Here is a 14528-nt window from a genome sequence, read left to right as displayed (position 1 = left end):
CGGCACTGTCGGGTGAGTAGGCCGGAGGGATTTCACCTCCAGCCTCTCGCAGAACCGGGCGTGAGACTCTCGCCTCACCCGGCTCCCATCAGGCAAGCTTGCCGCCATCGCCGAGTTGCCAATGCACAAAGAGCCTGCGGTTCTCACGCGCGATCTTCTCCAGGAAGAGACGCGCGCGTCCCAAGCGGTGATGGAAGCGCTTGTACTTTCGCTTCAACCAGATAGCCAACGTCTGGTTGATGTAGCGCGCCAAAGGATAGAGCGCCGAACGCGTATATTGCCCATAATAAGCGATCCACCCCCTAACCATCGGGTTTAGCTCGCGGGCAATATCGTCCAAAGTCACCTCGGTTCGCTTGCGAAGTTTCAAGCTTCGGATCGTCGCTCGCATGGCATTCAGCGCTGGTTTGCTGACCGCCGGAGTGAACCCGCAGAACATCCTCTGCGAACGCGGCCGCAGGACCGATCGCGGCCGGAAGCAATAACCGAGAAAGTCAAACATGACCGTCTCAGTCTTGCCCCGGCGTCGGTCGTCCTTGCAGTAGACGATCCTCGTCTTCGTAGGATGCAGTTCCAGGCAGCACTCTGCCAGCCGAGCCTGGAGCGCTTCGCGAATGCTTTGCGCCTCCATCTCATTCCGACAATGTACCAACCCGTCATCTGCATACCGACACCACCGGAGATCGGGGAACATCCGTGCCATCCAGAGATCAAATGCATAGTGCATGAAGAGGTCGGCGAGGATCGGGCTCACCACGCCCCCTTGTGGGGTACCGCGGCTTCGCTCGATTATCGTTCCATCCTCTTGCACCATCGGCGCTGTCAGCCATCTTTCAATGTAGAGCAGCGCCCATGCGCACGTCACATGTTTCCGGACGGCCCGCAGCAGACGCTCGTGGTCGATATTATCGAACAGTCCCTTGATGTCGAACTCCAGAACCCAATCGTACTTCCAGCACCGCTGTCGCGTTACGCCTACGGCATCGAGAGCCGATTTACCGGGTCTGTAGCCGTAAGAATCCGCCAGAAAGATTGCGTCGAGAGCCGGCTCAATTAGTTGTTTGACAACCGTCTGTGCCACGCGGTCTGCCACAGTGGGCACCCCGAGGATCCTTTGGCCCCCACTCTTCTTTGGAATGGAGACGGCGCGAACAGGCGGCGGGAAGTAGGCGCCTGAGCTCATTCGATTCCAAATCTTGTAGAGATTGCTCTTCAAGTCGGACTCGAACTGCTCAATCGTCACTCCGTCGACACCGGCTGCGCCACCATTGGATCGCACCTGCAGATATGCTTCGTACACCTCTCTCTTGTCGATGTTGAACGGTTTGCTCGGCTGGTTCACCGTCGTCCTCCTGTTGTCAGTTGCGACGGTGGCCAGCCCTCCTGATCCGATCCCTTTGCTCCGGCCCCATTACGAGCCTTCGTCGCTAATACGGATCGGTCCGTCCCAGTGCTCCGCGTCGGTAATCTCGCCTCGCGGTCTTCTCCGCTTGTGCTTCTCCCTTTCCATCGGAGCGACTGGTTCCTGCAGTTCCGCGGCAGCGCCTGCATCCGATTCACGCCCCCTCAACGCCGGTCGCCGCCCGCCCGGTCATCAGGCTTCCGGCGGGCTCATCCCAGAGGGACGACACACCTCTGGTTTTGACGACGATTTCCACGTTACGACGGTTCATCGGCGGGTTCATTTTCATTCGTCTCTCGGACGCCTATCCGTTCGGGTATTCCCGACCGTTGGCTTCAACGCTCACGACCGCGCCTCTTAAGCGAAGCCGCTTGAAGTGATTTGGGACCTACTCCTGAAAGTCGATCCCGAGGGGCCTACCCTCATCGCTGCCACAGCTTGTGCACACAGATTTTCAGATCATCTCGATCATCCTTTCCGTGTGCTTCTGCAGCACACTGTCATCGCCATGCAGTCGCTCGGCGGAGAGGACGTGACGCTCGATCAGCCCATAAAGCGGCTGCAGGGCCGCCGCACAGGCGCCGACCTGGTCAGCCAGTGTCGACAGGCTCAGAACGATACCCTCCCGGGCGTAGCGCTCGCTCTGTCGGTTCAAGGGCTGATGCTGGCCAAACTTCTCGAACAGGATCATTGCCAGCAGGTTCGGCCCGGCAAAGCCGCGCGGCGTCACGTGGAAGGGCGCTGGCGGCTGGGTGATCGTCTCGCAGTTCCGGCACGAGAACTTCTCGCGAACCGTCTGGATCACCTTCCACTGCCGGGGAACGACCTCCAGCGTCTCGGTGATGTCCTCGCCGAGCTTGGACAATCGCGAGGCGCACGTCACAGGTCCCGGCACGAGGACCCGCTCGCGAGGCAGATGGTCCGGGAACGGTTGGCGCGACGGCCGCTTGCGCTCGAAAGATCTGACGGTCTGTGTCTTGGCCGCCGCCCTCTCGGCCGCCAGTTCGTCTTCGGTTGCGGTGGCTTCCAATTCTTCGAGCTCAAGCTCCATCTGCTCTAGGAGCCGTGCCTTGCGCTCCGAGCGGCTGCCATAAATCTGGCGACGCAGCTTCTCGATCTCGAGCTTGAGATAACTGATCAGGGCCTCGGCCGCCTTCGCGTCGGCAGGCTTCCGCTTTGGCGCTCGCCGCGACCGCTTCCGCTTGAAGACGCGCGGTGCGCTCCGCGAGGATCATCGCATGCGCGGCGGCAAGATCGGTGGGGAGCGATTCAAATGTGGTCACGATGATGATGGAATCACATCCATCACGATCCGCAAGCCCAAAGCCTCATCCCACCGATGTCGGCCGCCACGTCTCTCGTGGGTGCCGCCAGTCGATCCCGGACAAGAGATAGCCGAGCTGCGCCGACGAGATCGTCACCACACCTTCCGCCGGGCTCGGCCAGATGAAGCGCCCTCGCTCCAGGCGCTTCGTGAACAGACAGGCGCCCTGGCCGTCATGCCAGATGACCTTCAAAAGATTGCCCCGGCGACCGCGGAAGCAAAACAGGTGGCCGCCAAGCGGGTCGCGATGCAGGATCTCCTGAACCTGCAACGCAAGCGACGGAAAGCCCTTCCGCATGTCGGTATGGCCGGTCGCGAGCCATACCCGCACGCCGGCAGGCAACGGGATCATCGTGGCCGTCCATCAGTCAGCGCCGCCACGACTGCGCTCAGCGTCGCCGCGTCAACCGCGCCCTTGATCCGCATCCGAGCCCCGGCCGCGAACTCAATCTCGATCGCACCGCAGCTTCCGGAGGGCGCCGTCAACGGTTGCAGGTCTGACGCAATGGAGACTGCCGCAAAACCGACTTCGCCATCCTGTCGCGGCATCGGCTCAGGCCCGCAAGCGAGGACGCCCCTGCGAGCCTGCCGCCGCCAAGCCGTAACCAGATTGCGGTGAACGTCATGTCGCCGAGCAACCTCGACAACACTGGCACCAGGCGCCAGACTTTCCTCCACGATCCGAAGCTTCTCGGCACTCGTCCACCGCCGTCGCCGCTCTGGACCGGACAGAACCGTAACCGTCGTCACGTTTGCTCATTTGCTTGCCAATTAATGAGCAAACCATCTCACGCTCGAACCCGATCCGGGAAGGCGGCCTCCACCGGAGGCTTACCTAAGAACGGGTGGCATATAGTTTGCTCCACCAGTGAGGTCACGATCTACAAAACGAAGTTTGTGAGGACAGCATGCTCGGAATTGGAAGTCAGTTGCCGCCATTCGACATCACAGGCGTGAAGCCCGGTTTTCAAGCGCACGAAGAAGAGGGGCAGAGTGCATTTGAGACGCTGACCGAAACGAGCTTTTCGGAAAAATGGAAGATCATCTTCTTTTACCCCAAGGACTTTACATTCGTCTGTCCGACAGAGATCGCTGAATTTGCCAGCCTTTCCAAGGAATTCGCTGACCGGGATGCGGTTGTACTGGGTGGTTCGACTGACAACGAGTTCTGCAAGCTTGCTTGGCGGCGTTCGCATGTCGACCTGCACAATCTACCAATCTGGCAGTTTGCCGATACAAAGGGAACGCTCGTCGATGGCCTTGGCGTGCGTTCACCCGAAGGGGTCGCCTATCGTTGCACCTTCATTGTTGACCCCCAAAATACGATCCAGCACGTTTATGCGACCAATCTCAGCGTGGGGCGCAGTCCTAAGGACACGCTCCGCGTTCTGGACGCGCTGCAAACCGGCGAGCTCTGTCCCTGCAACCGCGAAATCGGCGGCGAAACCTTGAAAGTTGCTTGAGCCAGCATGTCGTGGATCGAACAAATAAGGATTCCCGATTTCGCGAAGGATGTCCGGCTTAACGTGATCTCCGTGGTGACCGATGAGACGTTTTCGCTGCAGAGAAAATACGGGCTGCTGCTGGCGCCGTGATGACCTCTGTAGAGATCGCCGCAGCGAAAGCCGCCGCCACTGTGGAGGCGATGAACAACGTCTACTACCGCTTCGCTCACCTTGTTTCCGACCCGGAATACAAGGCGATGCCGCCACGGCTACGTATGGACGTGATCGGCAATCACGGGGTGGACAAGACAGATTTCGAGCTGTGGTCGCTTGCTGTGTCCGTCATAAATGGTTGCGGTGTCTGCATTGATGCCCATGAGAAGACACTGAGGGCCGCGGGCGTTGATTCCAGAGAGATACACACCGCCGTGCGTTTTGCTGCGATCACGCAGTCAGTGGCGGTCGCTATCGAGGCCGCTGGGTCCGCCCCCGCTCAGGCGAGAGGCTGATTTCTACTCTGCCATTCGATCAACGCAGTTGGGGCGCCACGCAGTGGCACCACAACGAGGCCTTTGCGGCTCTCGTACGAGCTGCACGACGGGTCACGTCGGCAAGTCATGTTGCGCAGCGTCCTCATGAAGAGCGTCGTGGTCGAATTCCCGCCGTCCCGCATATGACACGCAATGCGCCACGGATAGGATGAGTTCCCACGCCTCGCCTCGGTCGCCCGGCAGCCTTCGTTCACCATCACCCAAACTTGAACAGCACACCATACCCGCCGCGCGGATGGCTCCATTGGATGTCCCCGGTCGGCTCAGCGATAACGCGACAGGTACCGCACTCGATGCAGCCGTCCACCGCTACCTCGACCTGGCCGCCGTCGTTGAGCTCGTAGCACCGCGCGGGGCAGACTTTCAAAAGTGAAAGTAGCTGCGGCGATGGCGTTGTGTGCGCACGGACCTTGACGTGAGGGTTTCCGACGTCGACAAGATAGCGGTTGTAATACAGCTTGTCTTCGACGCGCACCGCGGGTTCGGAACTCATGCTTTAGCCTTCCATTGTTGGACTTCACACTGTTGCGGTCAGCGCCAAGCCCGCGCAAGACGACAAGCATCCCCAAACAGACCTGACCATGACCGCGCCTTGACAAAGGATTTCAGGCTAGCTTTCTCCTTTTCAGCCTTGGGCGTACCATCGACGCGCACAAAGTTCTGCATCGCCTTGGAGATGAGCTGCGGATAGGTGAGAAAGAAGTTCTGGGAGTGAGTATGCATTAGGGGCGGCAAATCCTTGTACTTCTTCAGATCTTTGATGACGAACGAATCGTCCAGCATCTTCTTGTAAATTGACAGATTTGTTGCACTCATCGGTTCGCCGCGTGATTTAACCAGACCGATCGCTTCCGCGGCGATACGGCCGGAGGTCATCGCGAGATTGGAGCCCTCACGATGAATGGCATTGTTTAGTTGGGCTGCATCGCCCACTACGACCCAGCCTTCCCCAAAAAGCTGCGGGATCGACTTGTAACCGCCTTCGGGGATGAGATGCGCCGAATATTCCTTGACTTCGGACCCTGCTAACAGGGGCGCCACAGAGGGATGCCTCTTGAATTGATCGAGCAGTCCGTACGGCGTTTGGCCAGTGCGCTGGAAGTCGGCGACAAGACAACCGATGCCAAGCGAAATGCACTCTTTATTGGCGTAGATGAAACCCATCCCGGTCATGCCACGAGAAATGGTGCCGGCCGCCTCGATCACGACGCCTTCATCGCCCCTGAGATTGAAGCGCGCCTCGATAGTCTCGCGAGGCAGGAAATGCATTTCCTTAACCGCGAGCGCAACGTTGTCGGCTGTCGGGCGCGCGCGTAGGCCTGCACGTGTGCCGAGCAGGCCATTGACCCCTTCGGCCAGGACGACGACGTCGGCATGTATTTCGCCGTCTCTGCGATCTGTACGAACACCGACGATCCTTTCACGATCGTCCCGTACGAGCTCGGTGACGGTGGTCTCGCACAGCACGATCGCACCAGCTTCACGCACCTTGGAAGAAAACCATTTGTCAAACTGAGCGCGTATGATCGTATAGCGGTTCGGCCGCTCCTCGTTGAAGTCCTCCGAACGGTAGTGCATGCCGACATGGGAGCGGTCGTCCATCATCCAGAACCGCTGTTCGATCAGGTGGCGTTCGAGCGGCGCCTCCTCTCGAAACTCGGGGATCAGCTTTTCCATCATATCGGCATATAGGATGGCGCCCTGCACATTCTTCGATCCGGGATATTCGCCCCGCTCGAGCTGCAGCACCTTCATGCCGCGTTTGGCCATCGTCAATGCCGCCGCATTTCCGGCCATACCGGCTCCGACCACGATCGCATCGAATTTCTCTTCAATCATCCTCATCTCCTCTAGACCGCGATCCGGGCGCGCGACTCTGGCAAAAGCCGCGCGCGGAATGCAGCCGTCAGCGTAGGTAGCAATTGAATGGCATCACTGACGATCGCGAGATGGGCGAAGTCGAAGATCGGAGCGTTCTTGTCAGTATTGATAGCGACGATCAGATCCGCGCCCTCGACGCCAACCCGGTGCTGGATCGCACCGGAAATGCCCGCGGCAATATAGAGCTTCGGCCGGATGGTTTTGCCTGTCTGGCCGATCTGCCGGTCAGACGTAACCCACCCTTTTTGCACGAGAGGACGCGAGCAGCCATATTCGGCGCCAAGCAGATTTGCGAGCTCGCGCACCAACCGAAAGTTCTCAGGCGATCCTAGCCCTAGGCCGCCCGCAACCACGACATCGGCATAGGCCAGATTGGACGTTTGTGCATCGCGGTCGGGCAGAAATGACAATACTTTTGTGACGATATCGTCTTCGAAAAGGCCGAGCGGATGAACGACGATACGAGCGGCATCGCGGTCGACACGCTCAGGCATCGGCATGACCCGCGGGCGGACGGTGGCCATCTGCGGACGATAATTTAGCGTGTAGATCGTGCAGAGCAGCGAGCCGCCAAAGGTCGGACGCGTCGCCGCAAGCGAACCATCGGCGTCCACGTCCAGCGCGGTGCAGTCGGCAGTGAGCCCCGTCGACAGGGTCGTGGCCACAGAACCTGCGAGATCGCGACCGAGCGTCGTCGCACCCAACAGCAGGATCTCGGGCTTGTACGTGTTGACGAGTTCGGTTAGCGCCTTGGTATAGGATTCGTTACGGTAATCCGACAAAACATTGTCGCTCACGAGATAGGCCAGATCGGCGCCATAGCAAAAGGCTTCAAGCGCGGCGTTACGTGTGTGCTGCCCCTCCGGACCGATAACCACAGCGGCAAGATTCACTTTTAGCCTGTCGGCAAGGCCGCGCCCTGCACCCATAAGCTCCCAGGAAACGGGATGCACCTGACCACGCTCAAGCTCGACGAAGACCCAGACGTGCTTGTACGACTTAAAGCGCTCCGGCAGCTCTTTTTTGGCTGCTGCGCGGCCGGCAGCCGCTGGCATGGCCGTTCTGCTGACGTTGCTCATAGTTTCAAATTCCTCCTCAACGATAGGGGCGCCGGCGCCACGGGTTGCTTTTTCGCTTCGTCAACTGAAGATCACTTTCGGTTAGCAAGTGGCTGGCTGCTCTGCCCCGCCTGCGTGTTCGGACCGGCCGCACAACAACACAGGTCGTCGCAATAGACGCACCCGTCCGACTGGATTTGCAGAGGTCTTCCAAACTCGACCGTTACCCGTCGGGTTCGACGAGCGCCACCGCGGCTCGCCAGGGCGCTGTGGTGATTCTAACCGATCGCTTCGGCGCCTGAGTGGGCGAGTTCGTACGCTGCGCAGTACCTGCGACCCAGTTCGGCCCAACGACTCCACATTGGCGGTGCAAACGAGGGCGATCCTGGCAACACTTCTGTCACGCAATCCATCCCGGCCATCAAACGAAAGCACTCCGTATGGGCCGAACCTGGCGCTCTTCGTGGCACCGTTCCCATCCGCCATGAGATGGGCACAAATCTGAGCGGGATCGGCGACCGATTTGATGCAGATGATGTTGTGCATACGGAGTGCAGGAGTAACGCGAAGCGAAGACTTATCCATTGACCAGCATCTCACCGACGTTACGGAGCTTTGATCGCGTCAAAACCGGTTTCGAGGGGAGCTAACGCGATTATGCGCCTCGAAATGGTAGCGCAGGTCTCAGCAGGTAGTAAAAACAGCATCATAGGTCCTCCTTCAAACTCATCGCGGTCGACTGCCATCTGTCGGCACCGCTGGCAGGACAACAGCAAGTGTCGTACCAGTTGCAAAGACCATTGAAAGCCAGTCGGAAGTAATGGCCTGCGACACAATTCAAACAACCCCTGATACCGTCGACACGACCAGTCCAGACATGGGTCGGGAATACGACAGCCGCCGCTCCGGTGATGGCTGCAGATAGTTGAGCACAAAGAGATGGCCCCAATATCGGATTGCCTCGGCGCCGGCCGGTCGTAATTCGCTTTACAGTGAAACGCTAAATCACTTCAACTCGCTCGACGGGACAAAGGCCCCGGCCTTCTTACGGTCCGCGACGGCATCCTTCAAAACCTTGAACACTCGCTGATCGATCGGTGACGATGCCACAAAATCTGCATAGGCTTGCTCCAGCATCGCCTTGCACCTCGCTCTGATTTCCGGCTCTTCGGCGCCAGTAAATTGCTCTTCGGTAAAATATTGTCCCATGCGCTTTAAGATGTGAAGGCGTGCGACATTTACGATCTTGGGGTCGTAATCGACGCCAAGCAGCGAGAAAAAATCCTCTGCCGACGAGGCCTTGCTGAGCCGATCCAGGATACCGGCTGGCGTGGGTGAGCTGATCATCGAAAATTCTCCTTCGGCTTAGCTCTGGACGGTCAATGAGATGGGGTGGCGCCTGTTGACTTCTGCCGTCCTGCCTCGCACAGCTGGTCCGCATCGCCACAGCCTGAGTCCCGAAAGCGGCGGTCTCAACTTCGCTGCCCAGATCGGCAGGTCCGCCGGTGACGAAGCCAGTCCCGATGAAGATCCGGGATCAATGGCCAAACCACGATCTAGGTTGACGCTCGTCAGGAGGTCGTCGGACTGCAAATCAGCCGCGCGAGAAGATGCCGATTGGCGGTCCGGGGACGGCGCGTCGTTGGGTAGGAGATCACAGCTTGTATGGCGGAACGGGAAGTAAGATCTGGAGGTGAGATCGCGCAAGGGGATCTGACGTGCGAAAGCTGGACGCCGCTCGCGCCATCAGCGACATCGGACACTGTCCTTGCAGCGCGTCGGTTTGCGAAGAGTCGACGCAAACGTTGCTGGACACGGCTTTTCACGCGGGGTAGGTTGCCAAGCATCCGCACACGTCGCGCCAGAATCGCCGCCACGGTTTCGCGCTCGACCGGCAGCTTGTGCTCGATGGCATATTTGCGGACTTGCGACAGGATCTGCCTGGCTTGATCGTCGCTGGCGACGAGCTGCAGTTCATCGAGTAACGCGGTGATCGCCGCAAGTCCGGAATGCTTGCCGAACACAAAGCGGTTGCAGCGGCCAAGCAAAGCGGGATCAAGCGATTGATAGGTGCACTGATCCTTCAAAAGGCCAGCGACATGAATCCCGGATTCGTGCGTAAATACATGCTGTCCGACGATCGCCTTGTTCATAGGAATCGCACGTGCGGCCGCGGCTGCTACCACCGTGGCGACGTTCTCGAGCTCCGGGAGTATGATGCCGGTCTCGCGCCCGTAGAGCTGCTTGAGTGCGACCGCGATTTCCTCGAGCGGTGCATTTCCGGCCCGCTCGCCCAGCCCGATGACGGTCACTGAGGCGTGGCTCGCGCCAGCCCTGATGGCGGAGAGCGTGTTCGCGGTTGCGAGTCCTAGATCATCGTGACCGTGAAATTCGAGTTCGAGATCAGTAGTCGCACGCAAATTTCCGACCAGCGCGTAGGTTGCGTCGGGATCGAGCATACTGAGCGTATCTGCAATACGAAAGAGACGCGCGCCCGCGGCTTTTGCAGTCGCCATCAGTCTAATGAGAAAATCAATGTCGGCGCGGGAGGAGTCCTCACCACCGACGGCGATCTCAAGTCCGCGCTCACAGGCATAGCCTACCACTCGCTTCACCCGTTCTAGCGCCATGTCGCGATGACCACCTAGCTTGGCCGCGATCTGGACATCGGAGGTCGGGATCGACATGTTGATCATGGACACCTTTGCTTCGATCGCCGCGTCGACATCAGATTCCCGCATCCGGCACCAGCCTATGGTGGTCAGCGGAGGATCTGCTTCGACAATGGCGCGGATGGCGGCGATCTCCTCGTTGCCCATCGCCGGCGTTCCCGCCTCGATCTCCGTGACTCCGGCCCGCGCCAGCGCCTGCGCGATCCCCAGCTTTTCCTCTGTGGTGAACGCAACGCCAGGTGCCTGCTCGCCGTCGCGCAATGTCGTGTCGTTGAGCACGGTGGGCCTCGCGCGGACCTGGTCGGACCAAGACGATTTGGCGGCGGTGCTGGCGGCGATCACGCGAGAGCTCCTCATTCTTTGACCTACCTACGCTTCAGCAACCAGCATGCCAGCCTGCCGTCCCGGCCAACCCATTGACGACTCTACCGCTTCCGCCCTCGACCTTCTTGAGCAAATGATTGTCGCAAATGCGACAGGTCATGACGCGGACGCATTGCCTGTTGGAACGTTAGCAATTGCGGCTCGCCAGGATGTGAGATTGTTGCGGAGCACTTGGGGGCCGCCGCGGCCTTGAACACATGGTCACTCGCTGGCATGGAAACGGCATCAGCCGCGCTCTCAACGTCGCGCGCGGCTTACCAAATCCGGCGAGGCCTTCTCGGATGACTGGGCGATAGCGGCCCCTTGTGGCACTTCAGATGGCCGGTGGCCGGCAACCACCGGCCGAGCCGCCTGCAACAGAAAATCGGGCCGGCGCTCGGCCATCCGGCTCTCACCGCTTTCTTCACCGAAGCAGATGTTGAAGTCGTGACATTGATTGCACACGGGTGTTGTGCACATCACGAGGCCTTCATTCTCACAAAGCATGCGGTAGAAGAAGCGCTTCCAGCGCATATTGTTGAAATTGCGCGCGGCGAGCGGCGCGAAATGACGGCTCAGCAGCCGAGAGAGTTCGCCGCGATTGCGCAAGCCGAGAGCTTCCCACAGATGGCCCGGCTCAATGGCGCGGCGCGCGATCATCGCAGCCAGCCAGTGGCCGATATCCCCTTCCGTCGATCGTTGCTTGAGCAAGAGATCGCGCAGCATTGCGATCTCGTCGTCCTCTTCGCACTTGAAGGCCGAAAGCTGCTTCGCGAGCTTAATCTCAAGCGTGGGAAAGTACTGCTCCAGCAAGGCCACCAGTTCAAGGCCGGACAGGCCCGCCTTCTCGGTAAGGGAGCCACCATCCATTGTGGCAGCCGCCAGGATAGACGCCAGGACATGGCGATCGAGATTGCTGTCAATGGTAATATCGGCATCTGCAGGAGACACACCGGTGAGCATGCGGTAGGTTGCAATTCCCCTGTGCATCTGGCTGTTGATATCAACGGCACAAGCAGCCAGCGACGGAAGGAAGTGCGCTTCGGACATAATTTTGCGGGTCTCCACAATGGTCAGGTTTGCGTGCCGCATCCTGGTTTTGATCAGGGTCGCTCGTCAGATTGCCGGCCTCCCGGCATGGGCCGTGAGGGAGACCGGCATCCGTCGCGCGCCTTTACAAGGCCGCGACTCGCGACCTTTACGAGGCCGCGAGTTCAGCGGCAGTCTTGCCGATGATGGATTCGTCCACGGGCTTCATAATGCCATGCTCCATCAGCATGTCCTCGAGCTCATCCATGGAGATCGGGGTCGGGATGATGCCTTTGCCGCCATTATTGTGAACCTTGGTCGCAAGATTGCGATAGTGATCGGCCTGCTTGGAATCGGGTGCATATTCTAGCACCGTCATGCGGCGCAACTCGGCATGCTGCACCACGTTGTCGCGTGGCACGAAGTAGATCAGCTGAGTGCCTAGCTTCTTGGCCAACGCTTCCGCCAGTTCCAGCTCCTTGTCGGTCTGCCGCTCGTTGCAGATCAGACCGCCCAGCCGCACTCCGCCAGAGTTCGCGTATTTCAGGATGCCCTTGGAAATGTTGTTCGCGGCATACATCGCCATCATCTCACCGGACATCACGATATAGATTTCCTGCGCCTTGTTCTCGCGGATTGGCATCGCAAAGCCGCCGCAAACGACGTCGCCAAGCACGTCGTACGAAACATAGTCGATGTTCTCGTAGGCGCCGTTCTCTTCCAGAAAATTGATCGAGGTGATGACACCGCGGCCGGCACAGCCGACACCCGGCTCGGGACCACCGGACTCCACGCAACGAATGTCCTTGTAGCCGACCTTCATTACGTCCTCGAGTTCTAGGTCCTCCACGCTGCCTGCGCTCGCGGCAAGGCTCAAAATCGTGTCTTGCGCCTTCGCGTGCAGAATCAGGCGGGTCGAGTCCGCCTTCGGATCGCACCCTACAATCAGGATTTTCTGGCCCATCTCGGCTAGCGCCGCCAGCGTGTTCTGCGAAGTGGTGGACTTGCCGATGCCGCCTTTGCCGTAGAACGCGATTTGTCTTAGTGAAGACATGTTGCTCTCCATCAACCAATTTGCCAAAAGTTACGCGCTTCTTGTGCGAGCTTGGTTCTCTCACAGAAGCGAGGGCACACGGGTTCAAGGGAAGGAGCGCATCGCTCGCCTTCGGCGTCGGCGTGCACTCAGCCCTCACTCAGTGTTGCTGCAGCTCATTAGCAACAGCCGTGCCAGCGCCTGACTCCATACATTAAGCCTCTGATTATGCTTACAAAGGCCAACCAGCCGGCGCGTGATCGTTGGTTATTTTGGATGTGACGGGATCTGCGCGGCTGTCGGAAAACAAACAAACAACCACAAACATCAACGCCAAAAGCCGGAATCACGGGATCTATTCCGATCTCTCCAGTTGTGGAACGGAACTTGCTGTTCCTCTCACAGGCCGAGCGATTTCGGGAGAATGAATATGCCGGACGGGCTCGAAACCTGGCGGACCAGCGGCGAGTGTTGCAAATGCGATACGGCGCTTGGTGCGCAGATATCGGAGTTGACCGGCAAGAACTTCGAATGGGCTCGCGGCAGCGGCTTGCCACACATTCAGCTCAGCATCCATACATAGGTATGCCGTGACGACAATCATCGTTTATCAGAAGCCCGGCTGCGCCAATAACGCGCGTCAGATTCAAGCGCTCAAGTCCGCCGGCCACCACGTGGTGGTGCAAGACATCTTGAAGCAGCCATGGCACGCGGACGAATTGCGCAGCTTCTTCCGCAATATGCCCGTTAACTCCTGGTTCAACCGAGCCGCGCCCCGTATCAAGTCAGGCGAAGTCAATCCCGATTCTATCGACGCGGCAAGCGCACTCGCATTGATGGTAGGGGATCCGCTCCTGATACGGCGACCGCTGGTCGACGTAGACGGGACACGAAGTGCCGGACTCGATCGTGAGCCAGTGCTGTCGCTGCTTGGCGGCAAGACGCAAGATAATCTCGAGGTATGCTTGCACGAAGCACACCGCACGCCCTGCCGGCAGACGTGAAGACGCTGAGCGTCTCTGCCAGCCATAAAGCGAGGCAAAAATGACATTCTTCACTTTTGGCTTGCTTCACGCAAAGTAACCGCGGAAACCTCCGCCGAGACGGCCCGAGCGAGTGATTGCTCGTAGCGGGGCATCGCCGGTATTGCACTGGAATGCCGCGCTTGCCGCTTTGTAACGTGTGAGAGACGTAGCCGCATTTGCTACCTTTATCACGCGCGACCTCCGCCGCCCGCATTGAATCGGAGCGCCACGCCGAGAGGCAGATTCTTCAAAGGATTTGTTTAGATTGACTACTAGGTTGAAACACGATCAGAACAGAACACGTTTCGCGGCCGTGATCCTAATGCAACTTAGCGGGACAATTGTGCTAACCGTCGCTTCGATTTTGATTGGTATCAAATACTACTCCGTTCCTCATGTGTGACAGAGATCTCGGGTACTGTCCAGAATCTTTCGCACTTTTGATCAGGCGACGGCTCCGGTTTCAGAGAGTTGTGGCTGATAGAGCGGTCGCATGTTCATGTAGCATTTGGTCGACCACACCGTTCCGGCAATGTGCCGCAGCCGGGCCGCCGCTAAGTTGAGACAGGATTGACCGTCGGGGAAGGCGCCGACGACACGGGTTCGTCGCCGGATCTCCTTCATGATGCGCTCGAGCGGATTGTTCGTTCGAATCTTCCGCCAATGGATGTCCGGAAAGGCATAGTAGGCGAGCGTCTCGTGAACCGCCTGCTCGACGAGATCAGCAGCTTTGGCCATACGGCTG

13 protein-coding genes and 3 pseudogenes are annotated in these 14528 nt (G+C 59.0%); 3 read left to right on the top strand and 13 right to left on the bottom strand.

Annotated elements, in window-relative coordinates:
• Positions 1 to 88: 88 nt before the first annotated feature.
• The 5 genes and pseudogenes from ltrA to tnpA all read right to left on the bottom strand — a co-directional run bounded on the left by ltrA (position 89) and on the right by tnpA (position 3476).
• On the bottom strand, positions 89 to 1342 hold the full coding sequence (gene ltrA, locus GA0061099_RS37165; protein WP_193375228.1) for a group II intron reverse transcriptase/maturase: 1254 nt from the start codon (positions 1340 to 1342) through the stop codon (positions 89 to 91).
• A 214-nt stretch (positions 1343 to 1556) separates the two neighbouring features.
• Entirely contained in the window at positions 1557 to 1691 is a 135-nt protein-coding gene (locus GA0061099_RS42905) for a hypothetical protein (RefSeq protein ID WP_256436599.1), read from the bottom strand.
• Positions 1692 to 1892: 201 nt separating this feature from the next.
• A pseudogene (locus tag GA0061099_RS37160) lies at positions 1893 to 2637 on the bottom strand (transposase); the annotation flags it as partial.
• Between the two features lie 93 nt (positions 2638 to 2730).
• Positions 2731 to 3078: an IS66 family insertion sequence element accessory protein TnpB gene (gene tnpB, locus GA0061099_RS37155; protein WP_074448545.1), complete on the bottom strand. Its 348-nt coding sequence runs from the start codon at positions 3076 to 3078 to the stop codon at positions 2731 to 2733.
• A complete protein-coding gene (gene tnpA, locus GA0061099_RS37150; protein WP_036031987.1) occupies positions 3075 to 3476 on the bottom strand; it encodes an IS66-like element accessory protein TnpA in 402 nt (133 codons plus the stop codon). The genes tnpB and tnpA overlap by 4 nt, the downstream gene beginning before the upstream one ends.
• A 158-nt stretch (positions 3477 to 3634) precedes the next feature.
• Here tnpA and GA0061099_RS37140 point away from each other — a divergent pair, with 158 nt between their 5' ends.
• Positions 3635 to 4189, top strand: coding sequence for a peroxiredoxin (locus tag GA0061099_RS37140; protein ID WP_036031991.1), 555 nt, complete (start codon positions 3635 to 3637; stop codon positions 4187 to 4189).
• A 6-nt stretch (positions 4190 to 4195) separates the two neighbouring features.
• Positions 4196 to 4680 (top strand): annotated as a pseudogene (locus tag GA0061099_RS37135) (carboxymuconolactone decarboxylase family protein).
• A gap of 238 nt (positions 4681 to 4918) precedes the next feature.
• On the opposite strand, the gene GA0061099_RS37130 reads toward GA0061099_RS37135, so the two are convergent.
• The 7 genes and pseudogenes from GA0061099_RS37130 to nifH form a co-directional block, all read right to left on the bottom strand.
• Positions 4919 to 5215 (bottom strand): ferredoxin family protein, encoded by a 297-nt coding sequence (locus GA0061099_RS37130; RefSeq protein ID WP_036014950.1) that lies wholly within the window; start codon positions 5213 to 5215, stop codon positions 4919 to 4921.
• Positions 5216 to 5253: 38 nt separating this feature from the next.
• Entirely contained in the window at positions 5254 to 6561 is a 1308-nt protein-coding gene (locus tag GA0061099_RS37125; RefSeq protein ID WP_036014868.1) for an FAD-dependent oxidoreductase, read from the bottom strand.
• Positions 6562 to 6572: 11 nt separating this feature from the next.
• Entirely contained in the window at positions 6573 to 7682 is a 1110-nt protein-coding gene (locus GA0061099_RS37120; protein ID WP_074448543.1) for an electron transfer flavoprotein subunit alpha/FixB family protein, read from the bottom strand.
• A gap of 984 nt (positions 7683 to 8666) precedes the next feature.
• Entirely contained in the window at positions 8667 to 9008 is a 342-nt protein-coding gene (nifW, locus tag GA0061099_RS37115; protein WP_036031998.1) for a nitrogenase stabilizing/protective protein NifW, read from the bottom strand.
• Between the two features lie 475 nt (positions 9009 to 9483).
• Positions 9484 to 10690 (bottom strand): annotated as a pseudogene (nifV, locus tag GA0061099_RS37110) (homocitrate synthase).
• 264 nt (positions 10691 to 10954) lie between these two features.
• A complete protein-coding gene (locus GA0061099_RS37105) occupies positions 10955 to 11746 on the bottom strand; it encodes a nitrogen fixation protein NifQ (protein ID WP_036032003.1) in 792 nt (263 codons plus the stop codon).
• Between the two features lie 148 nt (positions 11747 to 11894).
• Positions 11895 to 12779 (bottom strand): nitrogenase iron protein, encoded by an 885-nt coding sequence (nifH, locus tag GA0061099_RS37100; RefSeq protein WP_027571409.1) that lies wholly within the window; start codon positions 12777 to 12779, stop codon positions 11895 to 11897.
• A 569-nt stretch (positions 12780 to 13348) separates the two neighbouring features.
• Here nifH and GA0061099_RS37095 point away from each other — a divergent pair.
• Positions 13349 to 13762: an ArsC/Spx/MgsR family protein gene (locus GA0061099_RS37095; protein ID WP_036032000.1), complete on the top strand. Its 414-nt coding sequence runs from the start codon at positions 13349 to 13351 to the stop codon at positions 13760 to 13762.
• Between the two features lie 465 nt (positions 13763 to 14227).
• Here the strand turns inward: GA0061099_RS37095 and GA0061099_RS37090 are convergent.
• The coding region (locus GA0061099_RS37090; protein WP_208604920.1) for a transposase at positions 14228 to 14528 on the bottom strand (301 nt) is incomplete at its 5' end.

The organism is Bradyrhizobium yuanmingense (assembly GCF_900094575.1).
GTDB classification, from domain to species: domain Bacteria; phylum Pseudomonadota; class Alphaproteobacteria; order Rhizobiales; family Xanthobacteraceae; genus Bradyrhizobium; species Bradyrhizobium yuanmingense.
The sequence above is the reverse complement of the archived record's forward strand: the minus strand, read 5'-3'. Positions and strand labels throughout refer to the sequence as shown.